This window comes from Metamycoplasma gateae (genome assembly GCF_036352135.1).
In the GTDB taxonomy this organism is placed as follows: Bacteria; Bacillota_I; Bacilli_A; order Mycoplasmatales; family Metamycoplasmataceae; genus Metamycoplasma; species Metamycoplasma gateae.
The window spans coordinates 332,317-352,817 of sequence record NZ_CP143578.1 but is presented as its reverse complement, the minus strand read 5'-3'; the positions used below and the strand labels follow the sequence as shown (position 1 = coordinate 352,817).

The 20,501-nt window shown below is 25.5% G+C and carries 19 protein-coding genes and 3 tRNA genes; 17 read left to right on the top strand and 5 right to left on the bottom strand.

Going from position 1 to position 20,501, the window contains the following annotated elements; all coding sequences use genetic code 4:
• Window positions 1-278: 278 nt before the first annotated feature.
• Window positions 279-354 (top strand) — tRNA-Lys (locus tag V2E26_RS01670).
• Between the two features lie 37 nt (window positions 355-391).
• Here V2E26_RS01670 and V2E26_RS01665 read toward each other — a convergent pair.
• Window positions 392-2,533 (bottom strand): ATP-dependent Clp protease ATP-binding subunit, encoded by a 2,142-nt coding sequence (locus V2E26_RS01665; protein ID WP_330463136.1) that lies wholly within the window; start codon window positions 2,531-2,533, stop codon window positions 392-394.
• Window positions 2,534-2,832: 299 nt separating this feature from the next.
• Between V2E26_RS01665 and V2E26_RS01660 the strand changes: the two genes are divergently transcribed.
• The 12 genes from V2E26_RS01660 (at window position 2,833) to msrA (ending at window position 11,732) form a co-directional block, all read left to right on the top strand.
• On the top strand, window positions 2,833-3,216 hold the full coding sequence (locus V2E26_RS01660) for a hypothetical protein (RefSeq protein ID WP_330463135.1): 384 nt from the start codon (window positions 2,833-2,835) through the stop codon (window positions 3,214-3,216).
• Between the two features lie 347 nt (window positions 3,217-3,563).
• Entirely contained in the window at window positions 3,564-3,971 is a 408-nt protein-coding gene (locus V2E26_RS01655; RefSeq protein WP_330463134.1) for an MAG0920 family protein, read from the top strand.
• A 126-nt stretch (window positions 3,972-4,097) separates the two neighbouring features.
• Window positions 4,098-4,553 (top strand): hypothetical protein, encoded by a 456-nt coding sequence (locus V2E26_RS01650; protein WP_330463133.1) that lies wholly within the window; start codon window positions 4,098-4,100, stop codon window positions 4,551-4,553.
• On the top strand, window positions 4,546-5,361 hold the full coding sequence (locus tag V2E26_RS01645; protein WP_330463132.1) for a F0F1 ATP synthase subunit A: 816 nt from the start codon (window positions 4,546-4,548) through the stop codon (window positions 5,359-5,361). Before V2E26_RS01650 ends, V2E26_RS01645 begins: the two co-directional genes overlap by 8 nt.
• Window positions 5,362-5,402: 41 nt before the next feature.
• Complete coding sequence (gene atpE, locus V2E26_RS01640) at window positions 5,403-5,711, top strand: ATP synthase F0 subunit C (RefSeq protein WP_330463131.1); 309 nt, start codon at window positions 5,403-5,405, stop codon at window positions 5,709-5,711.
• An 8-nt stretch (window positions 5,712-5,719) separates the two neighbouring features.
• On the top strand, window positions 5,720-6,274 hold the full coding sequence (locus V2E26_RS01635; RefSeq protein ID WP_330463130.1) for an ATP synthase F0 subunit B: 555 nt from the start codon (window positions 5,720-5,722) through the stop codon (window positions 6,272-6,274).
• Between the two features lie 3 nt (window positions 6,275-6,277).
• Window positions 6,278-6,808, top strand: a complete 531-nt coding sequence (locus tag V2E26_RS01630) for a F0F1 ATP synthase subunit delta (RefSeq protein ID WP_330463129.1) — start codon at window positions 6,278-6,280, stop codon at window positions 6,806-6,808.
• A gap of 13 nt (window positions 6,809-6,821) precedes the next feature.
• Window positions 6,822-8,405, top strand: coding sequence for a F0F1 ATP synthase subunit alpha (atpA, locus tag V2E26_RS01625; protein ID WP_330463701.1), 1,584 nt, complete (start codon window positions 6,822-6,824; stop codon window positions 8,403-8,405).
• Window positions 8,384-9,259: an ATP synthase F1 subunit gamma gene (gene atpG / locus V2E26_RS01620; protein WP_330463700.1), complete on the top strand. Its 876-nt coding sequence runs from the start codon at window positions 8,384-8,386 to the stop codon at window positions 9,257-9,259. Before atpA ends, atpG begins: the two co-directional genes overlap by 22 nt.
• Window positions 9,260-9,276: 17 nt before the next feature.
• Window positions 9,277-10,710 (top strand): F0F1 ATP synthase subunit beta, encoded by a 1,434-nt coding sequence (gene atpD / locus V2E26_RS01615; RefSeq protein WP_330463699.1) that lies wholly within the window; start codon window positions 9,277-9,279, stop codon window positions 10,708-10,710.
• A 1-nt stretch (window position 10,711) separates the two neighbouring features.
• Window positions 10,712-11,080 carry a F0F1 ATP synthase subunit epsilon gene (locus tag V2E26_RS01610; protein WP_330463698.1) on the top strand — a complete coding sequence of 123 codons (369 nt, stop codon included), beginning with the start codon at window positions 10,712-10,714 and terminating at the stop codon, window positions 11,078-11,080.
• Between the two features lie 121 nt (window positions 11,081-11,201).
• Window positions 11,202-11,732 carry a peptide-methionine (S)-S-oxide reductase MsrA gene (gene msrA, locus V2E26_RS01605; protein WP_330463697.1) on the top strand — a complete coding sequence of 177 codons (531 nt, stop codon included), beginning with the start codon at window positions 11,202-11,204 and terminating at the stop codon, window positions 11,730-11,732.
• A gap of 31 nt (window positions 11,733-11,763) precedes the next feature.
• On the opposite strand, the gene ychF is transcribed toward msrA, so the two are convergent.
• Window positions 11,764-12,867: a redox-regulated ATPase YchF gene (ychF, locus tag V2E26_RS01600; protein ID WP_330463696.1), complete on the bottom strand. Its 1,104-nt coding sequence runs from the start codon at window positions 12,865-12,867 to the stop codon at window positions 11,764-11,766.
• Between the two features lie 130 nt (window positions 12,868-12,997).
• On the opposite strand from ychF, the gene V2E26_RS01595 reads away from it, so the two are divergent.
• Window positions 12,998-13,573: a thymidine kinase gene (locus V2E26_RS01595; protein ID WP_330463695.1), complete on the top strand. Its 576-nt coding sequence runs from the start codon at window positions 12,998-13,000 to the stop codon at window positions 13,571-13,573.
• 6 nt (window positions 13,574-13,579) lie between these two features.
• On the opposite strand, the gene V2E26_RS01590 is transcribed toward V2E26_RS01595, so the two are convergent.
• From V2E26_RS01590 to V2E26_RS01580, 3 genes are all read right to left on the bottom strand, one after another.
• Window positions 13,580-13,655: transfer RNA gene (locus tag V2E26_RS01590), tRNA-His, on the bottom strand.
• Window positions 13,656-13,753: 98 nt separating this feature from the next.
• Complete coding sequence (locus V2E26_RS01585) at window positions 13,754-15,235, bottom strand: hypothetical protein (RefSeq protein ID WP_330463694.1); 1,482 nt, start codon at window positions 15,233-15,235, stop codon at window positions 13,754-13,756.
• Window positions 15,208-16,398: a V-type ATP synthase subunit I domain-containing protein gene (locus V2E26_RS01580; protein WP_330463693.1), complete on the bottom strand. Its 1,191-nt coding sequence runs from the start codon at window positions 16,396-16,398 to the stop codon at window positions 15,208-15,210. The genes V2E26_RS01585 and V2E26_RS01580 overlap by 28 nt, the downstream gene beginning before the upstream one ends.
• Window positions 16,399-16,942: 544 nt before the next feature.
• Here V2E26_RS01580 and metK point away from each other — a divergent pair.
• The 3 genes from metK to V2E26_RS01565 all read left to right on the top strand — a co-directional run bounded on the left by metK (window position 16,943) and on the right by V2E26_RS01565 (window position 20,316).
• Window positions 16,943-18,082 (top strand): methionine adenosyltransferase, encoded by a 1,140-nt coding sequence (gene metK / locus V2E26_RS01575; protein ID WP_330463692.1) that lies wholly within the window; start codon window positions 16,943-16,945, stop codon window positions 18,080-18,082.
• Window positions 18,083-18,128: 46 nt separating this feature from the next.
• Window positions 18,129-18,202: transfer RNA gene (locus V2E26_RS01570), tRNA-Trp, on the top strand.
• Window positions 18,203-18,345: 143 nt separating this feature from the next.
• Window positions 18,346-20,316, top strand: a complete 1,971-nt coding sequence (locus tag V2E26_RS01565; RefSeq protein ID WP_330463691.1) for a V-type ATP synthase subunit I domain-containing protein — start codon at window positions 18,346-18,348, stop codon at window positions 20,314-20,316.
• The last annotated feature ends 185 nt before the right edge of the window (window positions 20,317-20,501 follow it).

The window sequence follows — 20,501 nt, the reverse complement described above, 5'->3', positions numbered from 1 at the left end:
CAATTTTAACGTTAATATTTTAAGATGTTTATCTCTTAATAAGTTATATGTCTAACGTCGATAATGTATAGTATTTTTTAGCAACAATAATAAATTTTATATGGTAATAAAATACAAATTTAAAAAGTTTTTAAAAAGCTCTTTTGTTCAAATTATCTATTAGAGCACTAAAATTTAATATGTTAATTGGTTTGTTTGTTATTTTAAATATATATGTTTTTTTATTTTTGGTATTTAAAAAACAAAAACTAGTTTATAATTATACTGCTTTTAAATAAGCATCCTTAGCTCAGTCGGTAGAGCAAGGGACTCTTAATCCCTGGGTCGTGGGTTCGAGCCCCACAGGATGTACCATATAAAAAAACAAGGTATAAAGCCTTGTTTTTTTAATTTAGAATATTTCAAATTTTAAATTGTCTTCACTAGTTCCTAATTCGATAATTGAATTTTCTTTAATTTCATTATTTAATATTAAGTCCGCAATTTTATTTTCTATATTATTTTGAATAAATCTTTTAATTACTCTTGCACCAAAAGCAACATTGTATGATTTTTTTGCTATGAATTTTAAGATTTCTTTGTCATAAGATAATCTAGCATTAATATTTTCAAAGATACGCTTGTTTAATTTTTCTAGCTCTAGTTTTACAATTTCTTGCACAATTTTTAAATCAAGTTGATTAAATGGAACAACTTCGTCAATTCTGTTGATAAATTCAGGTTTGAATTTTTTTAATAATATAGATAGTAATTCTTCTTTAGTTGGCATTTGTTTCATTATTTGTTCACTACCGACATTTGAGGTCATTATTATTATTGTATTTTTAAAGTTAATTTTTCTACCTTTATTATCTGTTAAGATCCCATCATCTAATATTTGAAGTAGTATATTTAATACATCGCTATGTGCTTTTTCTATTTCATCAAATAAAATAATCGAATATGGATTTTGTCTAATTTTTTCAGTAAGTTGTCCGCTATTATCATCATATCCAATGTATCCTGGAGGAGTGCCTATTAATTTAGATACTGAATGTTTTTCCATATATTCAGACATATCTAATCTAATTATGTGATTTTCATCATCGAATAAATTATAGGCCAATGCCTTTGCAAGCTCGGTTTTTCCAACTCCTGTTGGCCCAAGAAATAAGAATGAACCTATAGGTCTATTTGGATCATTTATTTTTGCTTTTGATCTTTTTATTGCTTCAGAAACTAATTTTATTGCTTCATCTTGTCCTCTTACTCTTTTTGCTAAGTTTGTTGCTAAATTTAGTAACTTATTTTTTTGTGTTTCTAATAGTTTATTCACAGGCACTTTACTTCATTTGCTTACAACGTTTGCAATTTCTTCTTCGTCAATAGTTTCTTTTATTAATCTATTTTCTAAGGAATTTAATTTTTCTTCAGTTTCTTTTTTAGAATCTTCAAGTTGAGGTAAAAGAACATACATTATTTTAGAAGCTTCTACAAACTTGCCTTCAGATTGTAAGATTGGTAGATGTCTTTTTAATTCTTCAATTTTATCTTTAAATGATGATAATTTAGCAATAAGATCTTTTTCCTTATTTCATTGATCGGTTAATACTTTATGTTTTTCTTTTAAGTTATCTAAATTAGTTGTTATTTGATTAATTCGTTCATCATCTTTTTTTTGGGTAATCGATTTTTCGATTGCAACTTTTTCAATTTCTAATTTAACAATTTCATTATTCAATTTTTCAATTTGTTCTGGAATATATTTCATTTCAGTTTTTATATTAGCAGCAGCCTCATCAATTAAATCGATAGCTTTATCAGGTAAAAATCGATCAGAAATATATCTAGCTGATAAATTAGCTGCAGCTATTAAAGCTTCATCTTTTATTTTAACTTCGTGAAATGATTCGTATCTTTCTTTAATTCCTCTAAGAATTGTTATTGTGTCTTCGATTGTTGGTTCATTTATGAATATTTTTTGCATTCTTCTTTCTAATGCTGAATCTTTTTCAATATGCTTACGATATTCTTCTAACGTTGTAGCTCCAATTAGATGAAGTTGGCCCCTTGCCATCATTGGTTTAAGCATGTTGCTTATATCCATACTTCCTTCACTAGTATTTCCGGCGCCTACAATCATATGTATTTCATCAATAAATAAAATAATTTCCCCATTTGCTTTTTGAATACTCTTTAATATAGATTGAACTCTTTCTTCAAATTGCCCACGGAACGATGTTCCAGCCACAATTGAAGCTATGTTTAATTCATAAACTTTTTTATTTCTTAAATTTTCAGGCACTTGATTTTCAATAATTTTTCTTGCAAGACCTTCAACAATTGCAGTTTTTCCAACGCCAGGTTCCCCAACTAAAACTGGATTATTCTTAGTTTTACGAGATAAAATTCTTACCAACGATCTGATTTCGTCATCTCTATTAATAACTGGTTCTAATTTTCCTTCAAGCGCAAGCTCGGTTAAATTTCTTCCGTATTTTAAAAGTGGATCTTTTTCATCTTTTTCTTCATAAGGTGTTCAAGATGCGTGCATATGTTTCTCCTATTTATAAAATTAATTCTAATTAAAAACTAATATTATTATATCATTTTTTTAGCACTCTTAACATCAAAGTGCTAAAAAATAGAAGATGTTTTTTTACGGTGATTTAGATAATTAAGTACTATAATTTTTTTAATATTTTTAATTAAAATGAATAGTTATATACTTTTTTATTTATTTCGTCACTAATAACATTTCTAGTTTTATATTTTTTTTTTCCAAAGGAATTTAGCTCTAATTCGTTTTTATTTATTCTTCCTTTTTATTTATTTTTAATCGAACCATTATGATTGATATCTAAAAATATAGTAAAAACAAACAGTATAAAGAAAGATGTAAAAGATTGAGAAGAAAAAAATAATTTATTACCTTTAAATTCTTCTCTAAATATTGAAAAACCTGAAAATTTTGAACATTTTAAATATACGATCTTGAATGAAAAAATGGAAATAAGGATACCGATTTTTAAAGATAGTGAAATGCATTTTTATTCTAAGAAATTTTCAGATTCTAAAAAACGTTTTTTAAAAAATAATACATTAGATAAAGATGAATTAACTTATTTTTTGCTTTTAAATTACAAAGGGATAAAAATCAACAACATAGATTATGATGAAAAATATTTTATATATTTTTTAAAGGAAATTTTAAATGATGAATTTAAACTTACTTAAAAACTTTTCAATTATATTTCTTATTATTAGTATATTTTTTATTGTATTTTTTTATACCCTTTTAGCTTTTGTATTTTCAAGGAAAATTAAGAATATTTTTATAAAAAAAGGAACTTCACAGATTTTTTTAACAAATAAGCTAAATATAAATTCATCATTTTTTTAAAACTTTTTATAAAAAAAATAACCAGATCTATATTTGTGAAATAAGTTTTTTAATTATTTCCATAATATTTTGTATTTTATCAATAATTTTTATTTCAATTAATGCACCATATATACCAAAAATAGATGGAGTATTTTTCAAAGAGCTTATTATCTTTTTTATTTTAATTATTTTAGTATTTGTGCTAAGTTTGGCTGTTCTTCTGTGCAATTTAATTTTAATAATTAAAGAAATTAAAATTAAAAATGAATTTAAACAATGAAAAAAAGAAAATGATTCTTTAGATGGAATTTTATTTAAAAATATTGAATCAAATAATGATGAATTACTAAAAAAATTTGAATTAAATCATTTAAAAATGACTTTTATTACTAGTGTATATAAAACTTATGATGTGATGTTTAAAATTAAAATTAAAAATTGAAAAAAACAATTTCATAAACTAAGCAAAAATAAGTTGGATAATGAATTTTATTATTTTTTAATATTTAATTACAACGATATTGCATTTGAGGATAAGGTTTTTAAGATAAATGATTATTCTTATGTATATAAAAATAGAGATAAACTTTTTAATACAACAAAATAAAGGACATTATAAAAGTGGCTTTTATTTTTAATAAAATTTAATTTTAAATTTCTTAATATTTATAACTTTTTATATAAATAAAAAGTAATATAATTTATTTAGGTTATTTTTTATAACCATTTGAGCATGAATAAAATAAATGTAAAAAATTTTTGAATAACTTATACCACATTAAATATTTCTTTATTTCTTATTTTAGCTTCAGTATCATTTTTTGATTATTCATTGCTATTAGGACATTTAGTTGGTATAGTTAGTTTTTTATTATTCTTAATATCGTTAAAAATCGTTTTAAAATTAGTAAAAAATAGTTTAGAAACCCAAGATAAAAAGCAATATAAGATTAAAAAGTTTATTGCTATTTTAGTTTTTTTACTATTGATTATTTTTAATGGATGTATTTTTAGCTTATTTATTTGGATAAATGTACATGTTAATTCTAATAATGAATTATATAATGTAGCTTTTTTTCCGTTTAATACAATTGCTATGACATTTCCATATTTATTAATGTCTATTTATTCTATAGCTTGAGCAGTTGTTTTATTTATAAAAAATAAAAGAAAGGAGAACAATGGATAAACTATTAAAAGTTAATTGATTTGGTTCATCAGAAATTAATAGCAATCAAATTTTTTCATTAATTAGTTTAGTATTTATTACTTTTGTTTTATCAATATTGATTTATATTGCAGTAAAAAAACAAAAAGCAAACAAAGCACCTTCAGCAGCGGTTGTATTAGTTGAAACTGCAATAATCGGTGGAGATAATTTTATAAGTGAAACGCATGAAACAAAATTTGAAAAAGCTAACCCATATTTAATTTCTTTATTTGTATTTATATTTTTTGGAAATATTTTATCAATTATCGGTTTAGCACCTATAGGATCATCATTGTCAGCTGTCTTAGCAGCAACTGTTGTTTCTTGATTAGGAACTGCCGGAGTTGGGATTGCATACAATAAAATAAAATACATAATTAAATTATTAAATCCATTAGAGTTTGCATCTAATTACTCTCCAATAATTTCAATGACTTTCCGTATCTATGGAAACATAATCGGTGGAGTTGTTTTAGTTTCTCTTGCTTCGATATTTTTAAATAATATTTGAGCAAAAATAATTGGAGTTCCAGCCACATCAGAAGCAGTAACCTTCAATCCATTTGGAATTTTAGTATTACCCGCATTTAATTTATACTTTGATCTATTTGGTGGAGCAATACAAGCATTTGTTTTTGTTGTTCTAACAATTTCTTATTGGTCCCAAGCTGCTGAGGTAGATGTTAAAGAAAAGCATAAGAAAAAAATCCGCGATTGAAAAAGAAAAATTATTAAGAATAAACAAAACATAGAAGAGACAAAAGAAATTCAAAATATTAAAGTCTAAAGCTAATTACTTTATTTTATACAAATTACAAGGAGAAAAAAATGATTGATAAATTAAATAAAATTAATGAAATAATTCAAACCTTTGATGCCACAAAAGCAGGTGAAAAAGATGCACAAAATTATCCTATTGCTTATGGTTTAACAATGTTAGGAGCAGGTCTTGCAATTTGTGGTGCCGGAGTTGTTTCTTTAGGACAAGGTATTGCTGTTGCTAAGGCCTGTGAAGCAGTAGGGAGAAATCCTGAAGCTTTATCTAAAGTACGTACATTATTAATTTTAGGTTTAGCTATTGTTGAAACAGCATCTATTTATTGTTTAGTTATTGCTTTATTATTAATCTTTATATAATAAAAATTATGTATAACCCTGATTCAATCTTAAATAAGATTTATGAAGGAAGTGGAAGTGTTTCAGAAGAGCTTGAAAAAACCTTTTCTGGATTAACTTTTAACTGACCATTATTTGTATTTTCTTTAATAGTTTTAATGCTTGTTACTGTTATTATTACATTTTTAGTTTATAAACCAGTTAAGAAAATGGTAAAAAAGCGTCAAGAACTTATTCAAGAAAATATTGATGCTTCAATTAAAGCAAAAGATGATGCTTTAAAAGTTCAAGAAGAACATGATAAAAAAATTATTGAAGCAACCAATCAAGCAAGAACTATTATAAATAATGCTAAAGCTGAGAGCGAAAGAATTGTAAACAGTGGTTCAGCAACAGCTAAGAAAAAAGCTGAGATGATGTTAGAACAGGCTGAAATTTTGATTAATAAAAAAAGAGCAGAATTTAATATTGAACAAAAGAAAATTATCATGGAAAACGCAGTTGAGATAGCAAAAAAAATTATCTCTCGTGAAATCAAAGATAGTGACAATATTAAAATGATTAATGAAGTTATTGATAAATAATTTATGACTGAATTAAATGAGATTATAAATAATTGATCTTTTGCTTTATTTGATTTAGCAAAATCATCAAACAAATTAATCGAAATAACAAACGAATCAGCGACTATTATTAAAGTTTTAAAACAAAATAAAGAGTATTTAAAAATATTAAACTCATTTGATATAAAAGAAGAAAAAAAATATAAGTTAATTGATGATGCATTCGGCTCATATCATCCTTATATTGTTAATACAATAAAATTAGCAACAAAAAAACATGTTGTTAAATATATAGATATTATTTTTCATCGTTTTGTTGAATTATCTAATGAAAAATTAAATATTAAGTATGGGCATATATATTCTGTAAAACCATTAACTGAAATTGAAATTAAAAAATTAGAACAAAAATTATCATTAGATTTAAAATCGAATATCACTTTGGAAAATATAATTGATCCATCTTTAATTGGTGGTGTCAAAATTAAGGTAGATGAATACTTAATTGATAATTCTGTTTTGGGTAAATTAAACAAGATTAAATCATTAGTATAATGAAAGGAAAAATATGGCTTTAAAACCAAATGATTTGTCAGCAATCATTAAAAATCAAATCAAAGAATTTAATGAAGATATAAGTTATGACGAAATTGGTAGAGTTATAACAGTTGGTGATGGTATTGCCTTAGTTAGTGGTTTAACCAATGTAGAATATGGTGAATTATTAATTTTTGACTGCGGAATTGTGGGAATGGCACTTAATTTAGAAGAAGAATTAGTTGGTGTTGTTGTCATGGGTGATGATAGAAATATCGTCGAAAATTCACACGTAAAAAGAACTCATGATGTTATTTCTGTACAAGTTGGAGATTCCTTGTTAGGAAGAGTTGTAAATGCACTAGCGAAACCAATTGATGGCAAGGCTAAGATCGAAGGTGAAATAAATAGACCTATTTTTAAAATTGCCCCTGGTGTTATGACTCGTAAAGAAGTTTCGGAACCGATGAACACAGGAATATTAGCAATTGATGCTTTAATACCAATTGGCAAAGGCCAACGTGAATTGATCATTGGTGATAGACAAACTGGAAAAACAGCAATAGCAATTGATGCAATTTTAAATCAAAAAGGTAAAGATGTTTACTGTATTTATGTTGCAATTGGCCAAAAAAATTCAACAATTACTCAAATAGTAGATCAGTTATCAAAAAACGACGCCTTAAAATATACAACTATCATTGCTGCATCAGCTTCCGAAAGTGCTCCATTACAATATATAGCACCATATACTGGTGTTACAATTGCCGAAGAATGAATGGCAAGAGGTAAAAATGTTTTAATAGTTTATGATGATCTATCAAAACACGCTGTTGCATATCGAACATTATCATTATTATTAAGAAGACCACCTGGACGTGAAGCATACCCTGGTGACGTATTTTACTTGCATTCTCAATTATTGGAAAGATCAGCAAGATTAAATAATGATTATGGCGGTGGTTCGATCACTGCTTTACCAATTATTGAGACCCAAGCAGAAGATATATCAGCATATATTCCAACAAATGTTATTTCAATTACTGATGGTCAAATTTTTACAAAGGAATCATTATTTAATTCAGGTCAAAGACCTGCAATCGATATTGGTTATTCAGTTAGTCGTGTCGGTTCGGCAGCTCAAACCAAAATGACTAAAAAAATTGTTTCAAGCTTAAAACTTGAATTAGCTCAATATAATGAAATGCAAGCATTTGCACAATTTGGATCTGATTTAGATCAAAATACAAGAATTATCTTAGATCACGGTTCTAAAGTGTATGAATTATTAAAGCAGAAGCAGTTTTCACCATATTCACCCTCACAGCAAATTATTCTATTATTTTTAGCTAAGTATCGTTTAATAAATGTTATACCTAAAAACAGTATTATTAAATATCGTGATGATATTTTAACCTATTTTGCAACTCAACCTGATGCAATTAAGATTTTAAGAAAAATAGATGAATCAAATGATTGAACTAATGAGTTAATTGAAGAAATTTATAATCAAATTATTATCTTTAACGATTTATTTATCAAAACTATACCTTTATATAATAAAGATAATTACATTCCAGTTCCAGAATTACCATGGAAAGCTTACAAAAAATAAAACAACGCATTAACTCTATTAATTCAACTAAGAAAATTACTAAAGCAATGGAATTAGTTGCTACAGCCAAATTTTCAAAAATTAAAAACAAAATAAATGAAGTTAAGTCATACTTCAAAAATGTAGAAAAAATATTTATTAATTTAGTAAAAAATTCAACACAAAACATAGATAAACTATTAAATAAGCACGCTTGAAAATTTACAGCAAGAAGAAATTTATACATTGTTTTTGGAAGTGATTTAGGTTTATGTGGATCTTTTAATTCTGAAATGTATAAAAAAATAAATGAAACAGTAACAGGTGATGATATTTTAATTGTTATTGGTTCAAAATTATTAAGTTTAATTGAAAAAAATAAAAAATTTCATATCATTCAAACACTAACACAAATTGGTGATAATCCAACATACGAAATAGCTCAAGTGGTTTCAGAAAAAATATATGATGTTCTTGAAATTTCTTTATTAAATTCCGTTAAATTAATTTATACAAATTATGAAAATCCATTAAAAGCAGATCCGATTGTGCAAGAAATTTTTCCAATTTCGCCTGAAACAATAAAAGCACATGAAGAATTAGAAAATGATAAAAATTTATCTAATGATATTATTTTTGAACCAAATCCTGAAACTATTTTAATCAATTCATTCAAAATCTTCTTTGAAGCCTCAATATTTCATGCATTGATTAATGCAAAATTAGCAGAAACAAGCCAAAGAAGAACAGCTATGGAACAAGCCTCAGATAATGCTGAAGATTTGATTGATGATTTAAAAATTGAATACAACAGTTCGCGTCAATCAAAAATAACCCAAGAACTAACAGAAATTGTTAATGGTTCTAATTCATAATAAAGAAAGGTTTTAAAATGAGTAATAAACAAAAAGAAGAACTTAACTATGGTGTTATTACACAAATTTTAGGAGCAGTTATTGACGTTAGATTCAAAGAGGGTCATGCTCCTAAAATGCTTAATGCCTTAGAAGTTATTGATGATAAAAATCCTAATAATAAACAAATATTAGAAGTAGCTCAGCATATTGGAAATGATACGGTTAGAACTATTGCTATGAGTTTAACAATTGGTCTTAGAAGAGGTATGAAAGTTCTTGATTTAAAAAGACCTATTTCAGCACCTGTAGGAAAGGAAATACTATCAAGAATGTTTAATGTCTTAGGAGATCCTATTGATTTACTAGGCGGAGAATTTGAAAATAAAATGCCAATTCATAGAAGCGCACCAACTTTTGAAGAGCAAAAATCAACTCTAGAAATATTTGAAACAGGTATTAAGGTTATTGACTTGTTAATTCCTTATATTAAAGGAGGAAAGATAGGGCTGTTTGGTGGAGCTGGTGTTGGTAAAACTGTTTTAATTCAGGAATTAATTAACAATATCGCAAAACAACATGGTGGTCTATCAGTTTTTGCTGGTGTTGGAGAACGTACACGTGAAGGAAATGATTTATATCACGAAATGAAAGCTAGTGGGGTTTTAGATAAAACAGCATTAGTTTTTGGTCAAATGAATGAACCTCCTGGAGCCAGAATGAGAGCGCCATTTACAGCCTTAACAATGGCAGAATATTTCCGTGATACAATGGGACAAGATGTGCTACTTTTTATTGATAATATTTTTAGATTTACACAAGCTGGTTCAGAAGTATCGGCCCTACTAGGTAGAATGCCTTCAGCTGTTGGATATCAACCAACTCTTGCGGTAGAAATGGGGCAATTACAAGAAAGAATAACATCAACAAATAAAGGTTCTATAACATCCGTACAAGCCGTTTATGTGCCTGCAGACGATTTGACTGATCCAGCTCCTGCAACAACATTTACGCATCTTGATGCAAAAACAGTTTTAGATCGTGATATTGCTGCTCTTGGTATTTATCCAGCTATCGACCCCTTAGGGTCAAATTCAAGAATGATGGATCCAAATATTATTGGATTAGATCATTATAATACTGCACGTGAGGTGCAAAATATCTTGCAAAGATTTAAAGAACTACAAGATATAATTGCCATCCTAGGTATGCATGAGCTTTCGGAAGAAGATAAAAAAGTAGTTGCAAGAGCAAGAAGAATTAGAAGTTTCTTATCTCAACCATTCTTCGTTGCTGAAAAATTTAGTGGTATCCAAGGTAGATATATTGAATTAAAAGATACAATTAGATCTTTTAAAGAAATTCTAAGTGGTAAATATGATGACTTACCAGAAGAAGCATTTTTATATGTTGGAACAATTGAAGATGTTATTGAAAAAGCTAAGTCATTAGGTTATAAAATAGAAAAATAATATGAGTTCAAACAAGACAATAAATATTGCAATAAGTACGCCAAGTGGAATTTATTATGAAACTGAAGCAAGCATAGCTACATTTACAACAACAGAGGGACAAATAGGTCTTATGCATCAAGCTCTTCCATTTTTAGCAGCTTTAATCCCTTCACGAATAATAATAAAAGAGCTTAACAATCAAAATAAAGTATTTTACATTGATAGAGGCATTGTTGAATTTAAAAACAATCTTCTTTCATTAATAGTTAATCATATTGATATTAAACCTTTTGATTTAGAAACTAAAATTCTTAAAAAAAATGATACAAAATATACAGTCATTGAAGAACTTGTATTGAAGAAAAAAATTGCACAGCAAAAAAAATAAAATACAGAAAACTTTTTGTTTTAAAAACTTTCTAAAACAAAATTCAAATACTCTGTATTTTTTAAAAAAGGATTGATAACTATTTATAATTATTCTATTTTTAAAATAAAGGAGTTAAACAATGAATAAAAACATTTATTTAGCTGGTGGTTGCTTTTGAGGTGTTGAAGCATATTTTTCAAAAATTGATGGGATAATAGATACAAAAGTGGGTTATGCAAATGGTAATACAATCGATGCAACGTATAAAAACTTAAAAAATACAAATCATGCCGAAACAGTAAAAATATCATACGATAGTAATATAGTTTCGCTAGAAGAAATATTGCTACATTTCTTTAAAATAATCGATCCAACCTCTTTAAATAAACAAGGTGGAGATATAGGAATTCAATATAGAACCGGTGTTTATTTTGAAAATCATGAAGATTTAGTCAAGTTAAATACATTTTTTGAAATCATAAAAAACAACTATGACGAGTTTTATGTTGAATTATTACCGCTTGATCATTTTGTTTTAGCTGAAGAATATCATCAAAACTATTTATTTAAAAATCCTAACGGTTATTGTCATATAAATTTAAGTGCGGATAGAAGTTTTAATGAAAAAGATCTTCTTATTTTAAACGAATTTAGAAATAAAATTAATTAAAAGCCAAGATTCAACATCTTAGCTTTTTTAATTATTTTGCAACTTTAAAATAACAAACATCACCATCTTGCATTAAATAATTTCTGCCTTCTAAAGCCATTTTTCCATTTTCTTTTGCGCTTTTTTCACCATTATATAAGACATAATCATTGTATTTAATAACTTCAGCCTTAACAAATTTTTTCTCAAAATCAGTATGTATGATACCAGCGCACTCTGCTGCGTTCATTCCGTTTTTAAATACTCAAGCTCTAGCTTCTATTTCACCGGCGGTGAAGTATGTTGATTGATCTAATAAATAAAAACTTTTTGAAATAATTTCATCTAATCCAGATTTTTTTATATTGTATTCATTTAAAAATATTTCCTTCTCTTCTTTTGAAAAAGTTGAAAGCTCATATTCTATTTTTACACATATTGGAATGATGATTTCATTATTTTTTTCTACTTCTGTTTTCAAAGTTAAATAATGCTTAGCTTCACTTATATTTTTATATGTTGATGCATCTAGGTTTGCAACGTAAATAGTTGGTTTAATTGTTAAGAATTGATAATTTTTTATTATTTGTCTTTCTTCCTCACTAAATTCAATGTTTTTCAACATTTTTTCTTCTAATAAAATATTTTTTACTTTTAAAAGCAGATCATATTCAAATCTTAACGACTTATCATTTGAATTAATAGCCTTTTTAGAAATTCTATTTATTATATTATCAACCATTTGTAGGTCTGCTAGGATTAACTCTAAATTTATTATTTTTAAATCATGTATAGGATCTATTTTATTTTTAACATGCACTATGTTATCATTTTCAAAACATCTGATAACATGCACTATAGCATCTACTTCTCTAATGTTAGCTAAAAATTTATTGCCTAATCCCTCACCTTTTGATGCACCTTCAACTAGACCGGCAATATCTACAAATTGAAAAGTTGCCGGAACAATTTTTTTAGCATTTACAATAGAAGCTAATTTATGCAATCTATTATCTTCTAAATTTACAATCGCAACGTTTGGTTCGATTGTTGTGAATGCATAATTTGCAGACTCAGCCTCATTTAATGTTAGTGCAGAAAATAGTGTGCTTTTACCTACATTTGGTAATCCAACAATACCAGCTTTTAATGACATAAAATTAATCTCCTTTATGGTTTGAAATAGCTAAATTTTATATTTATAATTTTAATGAAATATATAAAAAATAATAATAAAATTTATTATTATTAGTCTATTAAAAAAATATATAGTTAAGGGGTTTTGCATGTATAAAAAATTTTCTAATGGAATGATTGAATTAATTACAGGACCAATGTTCAGTGGCAAAAGTGAAGAACTATTAAGACGTTTAAGAACTTTATCTTATGCTAAATTTAATAGTTTATTAATTAAACCTGAATATGATAATAGATTTTCGGAGGATGAAATTGTAAGCAGATCAGGTTTAAAAGAAAAAACTCACACATTAAAAAATATTAATGATATTTATAATTTATTAAAAAATGATAAGTATCAAGCTATCTTAATTGATGAAGCTCATTTTTTTGGCCAAGATTTAATAAAAGTAGCAGACGATCTTGCTAATTTAGGATATTTATTAATAATTGCAGGTCTTGATCAAGATTATTTAAGAAGACCATTTAGTCCAATTTCTGATTTAATGGCGATGGCTGAAACTGTAACTAAATTACAAGCAGTTTGTGTTGTTTGTCAAAATATTGCAACAACTTCTTATAGAAAAATTAAAAATAATGAATTAAACTATATTGGTGACTTTAATGAATATGAAGCAAGATGTAGAAGATGTCACATACTTGCTAATAAAGTAAAAAAAGAATAAAAAAAATGGGGCGTTCGAAGGGGATCGAACCCTCGTATGCCGGAGCCACAACCCGGAGCGTTAACCACTTCGCCACGAACGCCATCAATTGTTAAAAAATTATATCATAAATAATATGTTTTTAATAAAATAATAAAAAATACCCATTTATAAGGTTTTGCCTTAAATTTGGGCATTTTTTTATCATTCTTCAATATAGTCAACAGTTTGATTTTCTTCTATATTTATTTTGTGATCGATATATTTGGCAAATCTATAAATTTGTTTTCCATAGTGGTTATAAGGTTTTGGGAAACTATTTTTTAATGGTAAGCCATCTCTATATTTATAAGGCAGATTATCTTTATTGTAGTCAGATTTGCCATATTCTTCGCCTATTGAATAAAGTGAGATGAAAAATTCCATAAATATATCATCACTGGATAGATTTTCAACACTAAATTCAGTTTTATTCACTCAGTTAGTTAAATATTCATGTCTTTTATGAATATTTTTAATTGATGTATCCTTAGACATTTCTTCTAATGTTTCATCTCATCATGAAGAATCATTATTTTCTAAAGAATAATGACTATTTTTAAATCATTCATTCATATCTAGAACTTTTTCATGTGTAAAATTAAGTCAAATTTGACTGATAAATGAATTAGAATATTCGATCTTTCTTCAATTTCCATTTTCAGGATTATTCATATATTTTCTATTATCAATTTGATATTGCGGTTTAAATTGATGTATCAGTAATTTAAAAAGTGTAATTGTAGAATTAAATTCATTAATTTCACCATTTTTGAACTCATAATCCTTAAACAATGGATTGATAAAAGGTTTATATATTGCTGTTGGATTTTGAATTATAACTTCTTTATCACCAAGGTCAATTAAATTGTTTAATAAAATAACTTTATCAGGACCACTTGTGCTTAATCAACCAACATGCATTTTGTCATATTTAAGATAATAGTTATAATATAATTGATCATTTTCGTAGTATGAAGAATATTCTTCATTTCCGCTTTTTTCGATTAATTGTTTATTATATTCATCATATGTATTTGAAAAAATATTATTTAAAAAATTTTGCTCTGGTAATTCTTCTTTATATATTTTTATATTTTCATCTCAAATTGCATCATCTTTATTTTCTTTCAAGAATACAAGTAAATCTTTATATTCGTTAATAGAATCTTTAGAGAACACAAAGTTTAAACCTTGAAATAAATTTTGTTGTAATCTATTTGTTTGCAGAAGTTCTATTGCTTTTTCTGACAGTCCTTCTCTTCTAATAATTAAGGGTTTAAAATAATTTTCGATTACATCTTTTTTAAGTTCAATTGTTTCTAAAAACTCTTGTTTTAGTTGCAATACTTCATCGATTGAATTAGCGTGAAATAATTTTTTTCTAAAGAAGTATTGTATTGACTTATCATAGTTAATATGTTTTGAAATAAATTCATTGTAAAATTCTTCTTTTTTCTTAGTTAATTCATAAATTTTATTTGTATATGAGTGAAGTTCATTAAATTTGAATCCTGCGGTTAAGTTATTATCATAATAACCATTATATCCCGAGAAATTTCCTTTAATCAGTTCATCAATCGAAACTGGTGAGAAAAATCTTCAGTGAGTTCCTTTTAATTTTTCATTCTTAGTTGAAGGCATAAATGTTTCAATATCTTTGATTTTCTTACTAAATTCAATAATTTCTTCGATATAATTTCTTGTTTCTGAGAATCGGAAAAAATAGTTTTATTTTCATAATCATCTTGTTCATTAAATTTAATTGCATTATTAACAATTTTCTTAGCAGTTTCAACAGTAGTGTTTAATGATTCGGATAATCATTTGTTTTCAACTATTTCAGGCATTAATACATTTTTACTTTCTTCGTATTCAACGCCTTCGTAGTCCTCTTCTTTTTTACCTAATTTATTGATTTTTTCATTAACATTTTTAGCATCTTCTTTTTTACTTAATATTTCATTTTTAAAATCTAAAAGTCTTTTTAATGAAGTATCTAAAATTGAACCAAAATCTTTGCTAAGTTCTTCTTTTTGATTTTCATTTAATTCTTCTCTTTTATCTGTTTCAATGCTTGAAATTACAAATTCATTCTCAAAATTTTTTGAAGTTCTAAAAATTTCATTTGATTCCCTGTTTAATCTTATTAAATCAATTTCATCTTCAGGTCTTTTGTTTTCTTCATTTTCTTTTAATTTTAAATATTCAATAATTTCAGTAACTGTATTTAATTTGTCAATTTCTTCCTTCGAAACTTCTTTTTGGTCATTTGATATTTTTTGCTTATTATCAACAATAGCTTTAGCTATTTTTTTAGCTTCATTTAGGATATTTTCTAAACTGGTATTTAATTTTTTATCTTCTACTTCAATAGGCATTAATACTTTTTTACCTTCAGCAAACTCTAAATCTTTAAAATGATTTTTATTTAATTGATTATCGGTTATTTTTTTATTAACATGTGCTGAAAAAATAAATAAATCTTTTGCTTTATTTTCTATTTCTAATAATTGTTCTAGTTCATAGTTATTATTACTTAATTGTTTGGAAATTTCAAAAAAATCATCCGATTCTCTGTTTAATCTTATTAAATCATCAATAATTTCTTGATTCTTTTTATCAATGCTTTGTTCTTCTTTTTTATCATTATCTTGCTTTTCTTTTTCTTCTTCATTTTTTTGAATAGTTATATTTTTTGTATTATTGCATCCTTTTAGGAAAGGAATAATTGATGCAAATAATGTTGTAGTTGCACCTAGAACAAACAAGGTTGATAATAATTTTCTTTTTGTTTTTTTTGACATTCTATCATTTCTCCTATTTAACTTTTATTTTTATCAACTAATATGTTGACAAAAATAAAACACAACTTATTTTAAGTTAAAAAATGTTCTAATATTTAATTTATACTTTAGAATTTAATTTCAAATTTAATGTATGAAATTATATATATTTTACTAAATATAAAAAAAAAAAAAAAAACGAAAATTATTAATACTTAATAGATTTTTTGATATTAAGATTTAAAAGAATATGGTATTTTGATATTGATTAATATTTCTTTTTTTAATCCAAATATTTTTAAAAATAATTTAAATATTATCAGTAATAATTTTTGATAAAAATAATTAATGGTATAATAATTTTTATAATTAAAATACATATAAGAGTTGTTTAGCTTGACAGCCGTGAAACATGCCAACCTGTTTTTTAAAAAAATAAGGTGGATAGTCAGAGATTTAAATCTAACATGTATCATTAATGTTTATGCAATTTTTAAAAAACAACTTACTAATAAACAAAGTTGTTTTTTTATGTTTTTTAATTCAAATTAGAAAGGAATTATTTATGAAAAGATTATTAACAAGCGAATCAGTTGGTGCAGGTCACCCTGATAAGATTTGTGATCAAATATCAGATGCGATAGTTGATGCTTTAATTAAAAAGGATAAATATTCAAGAGTTGCATGTGATGTTATTGCAAATGATGATTTAATTTATATTGGAGGCCAAATCACAACAAAAGGTTATATAGATACTATTAAAGAGGCATGAAAAATCTTAAAATCATTAGGTTATAAAGAAAATGATTTTAAGATCATAAATGCAATTACAGGGCAAAGTCCTGACATTGCTCAAGGTGTGGACAAAAGCAGCACAAAAGAACTAGGTGCTGGAGACCAAGGGATTTTATTTGGTTATGCAACAGATGAAAATGAATTCTATATGCCTTGAACAATAGTTTTATCACACGAACTTGTAAAACGTGCTGAAAACCTTAGAAGAGCTAAAAAATTTCCATATGCGAAATCTGATATGAAAAGCCAGGTTACAATTGAATATGATGATGAAAGCAATACATTTAATGTTAAAAAAATATTGATGTCGATACAACATGAAGAAAATTTTGTGTATAAAAAATTTAAAGAATTTATTAAAACAAATATTGTGGATTATGTTTTAAAAAAATATAATTTCAATTTAGATTATGAACTATTAATTAATCCTACTGGAAGATTTGTTATTGGAGGCCCTGTAGGAGATACAGGATTAACTGGAAGAAAAATTATTGTAGATACTTACGGTGGATTTGCTCGTCATGGTGGCGGAGCATTTTCAGGGAAGGATGCAACCAAAATCGATAGATCAGCTGCATATATGGCAAGATATATAGCTAAAAATTTAGTAGCTGCCGGAGTTGCTAAAAAAATTGAAATACAACTTTCATATGCAATAGGACTTCCAAGACCTCAATCAATCTATATTGAAACCTTTAAAACTTCAAAATATAGTGAAAAAGAAATAATCAATGCTGTTTATTCAATATTTGATTTAAGTGTTGAAGGAATAATAAAAACATTAGATTTATTAAAACCAATTTATTTACAAACTGCAACATTTGGTCATTTTGGTAGAAACGATTTAGATTTACCTTGAGAAAAAGTAGATAAAATAGATGAAATAAATAAATATTTTAAAATAAATTAATCTTTTTAAAATGCATAAATTAAATTATAATTAATATTATGCATTTAGGGGATTAGTTTAGTGGTAGAACCATGGACTCCAAACCCATTTGTGCGGGTTCGATTCCTGCATCCCCTGCCATATCTTAAATGAATTAAGCAAGCACTTTTAGATTAATTTCTATAAGTGCTTTTTCTTCTAAAATTTAACCGTTTTTTTTTTTTTTTTTTCATTTATAATATATTTAAAAAAAATTATAACCAACTAAAAAAATAGGAAAATTTATGAAAAGATCAAAAAAATTATTAATGTGATTAGGTATTTCAAATGCTATAGCTGCAACCGCTTTAACAATAACGGTTGCTACTTTGTTTTCTAAAAAATCTAATAATACTTCATATGAAGCAAAAGATCTAAATATTTTAAATAAACAAAAATATTTAGATAAACTAAATGAATTAAACTCATTGCTAGAAAATGAATTAAATGATGAAAAATATCAAAGCATTAAAGATGAATTACAAAATTCAAGAAATAATGTTACTGCTAATATAAATGAATCAAGTAATGAAGCTGATTATGCAAATGCAATTAAATTATTGCAAAAAGCAATTGATAAAGCATTAGCAGATAAGGCTGAAATTGATGATAGTATAGCTAATTTGAACGCTTCAAAAGAGGCTTATGAAAATAAACTTTTAGAAATCGATCAATATAGTAATACTAACTTATCTAATGAAGAACTTGAGAAAATTAAAGAATTAAAAGATTTATTAACATTAGAAACAAACAATGTAAAAACCAATGTTGAAAATGAGGAAACAAAATCAGTTTCTTTATACAGTAATGCTGTTAATAAATTAGATGAGATTTTAGCTGATATTAAATCTAAATTGGAAAAAATCAATAATAAATTAAATAAAATTAACTCAATAAAAGCACAAAAAGAAGAATTCTTATCACTTTTAGAAAGTTTGAATAAAGATTATTATGCAGATTTAATTCAAGAGGTAAAAGATAATTTAGATACTAAATATTCAACTGATAAAGTTAATCAATATTTAGAAATGGATGATTTATCTTGAGATCTTACTGAACAACCTAAATTAAGAGAAGATTTAAATAATTTTAAAAATAAAAAACAAGAATTAGATAATCTAGAAGCTAAAAAAGAAGAATATAATAGCAAGGCTTTAGAAGTTCAAAATTATTTAGATAATGATTTAGCAGATGAAAAATACGAATCAATTAAAGAAGAATTAAACAAAGTATTAAATGATATAAAAGCTGAAGTTAGTTCACATAATTCATCTAATATTAGTGAAAGTATTAATTTCTATAATGAAAAGATTCAAAAATTAAATGAAGCATTAGAAAAAGCTAAAAATGATAAGGAACAAAAGGATCAAAAAGAAATTACTGATACAGAAATTACACCTGAAGCTGAGTATAATAATAGCTTAGCTGAAATTAATAAGCTAATCGAAAGATTTAAATCAGCTAAATCAACTCAAGCAAAAAAAGTTTATAAAAAAATTATTGAATCTATGACTTCTGTAAGGGATGAACAAGTAGAAAAAGTAAATAATAAAACTGAAGAAAATTCTGATGAAATTTATAAAGAAGCAAATACAAAAATATTAGAAGAAATTAATTCTTCGCTTGCAAAGAGAAAAGAATATTTCAAAGATTGACTAGATAAAGAAATTTTAAACCTTTCACCACTTATACAAGAATATTTTACTGACAGAATAGAAAGTGGGGAAATAACAAAAGAATGATTGCCTGATTCAATATTTAAGAGAATAGATTTTATACTCAACAGAATGAATACAGATGAATTTTTAGATGAAAAATTATCATTAGATTTAACAGAAAAACAAACATGAACTGACTGGTGACATTATTTTCATCAATCATTTTCAAATTTTGAAGGAGAATTAGAATCTTCTAATTGAGTATTTTACCCAGTGAAGGAAGTTGAAGATAATCTTTTAGGAAAATTTAAATCTATTGACGAATTATTAGATCAGTTAAATAAAGATAAATATAACGAAATTAAGAATGAATTAAATGAAAAAGGTAACAATTATAAAAGTGAATATGAAAAAGCTATAAAACAATACATTGAATTTGAAGTTCCAGAACTACATTCGGCAGAAGACTTAACTAGCAAAATTAATCATTTAAATAATTTAGTAACCGAAGCATTTGATAAAGCAAAAAATGATAAAAACAGCGTTGATAACAACTAAAATTAAAATTCTTATTAATAAATTTTAAAAAAACATAAAACACACATAGTTTTGCAACGTGTGTTTTATGTTTTTTTAATTATTAAATTTTGTATATTTATTGTTAAAAATAAAAAATTCATTAATTTTAAAAACAAAAATAGCTAAATAACATTATAAAAAACACGATTATAACGCCATATATA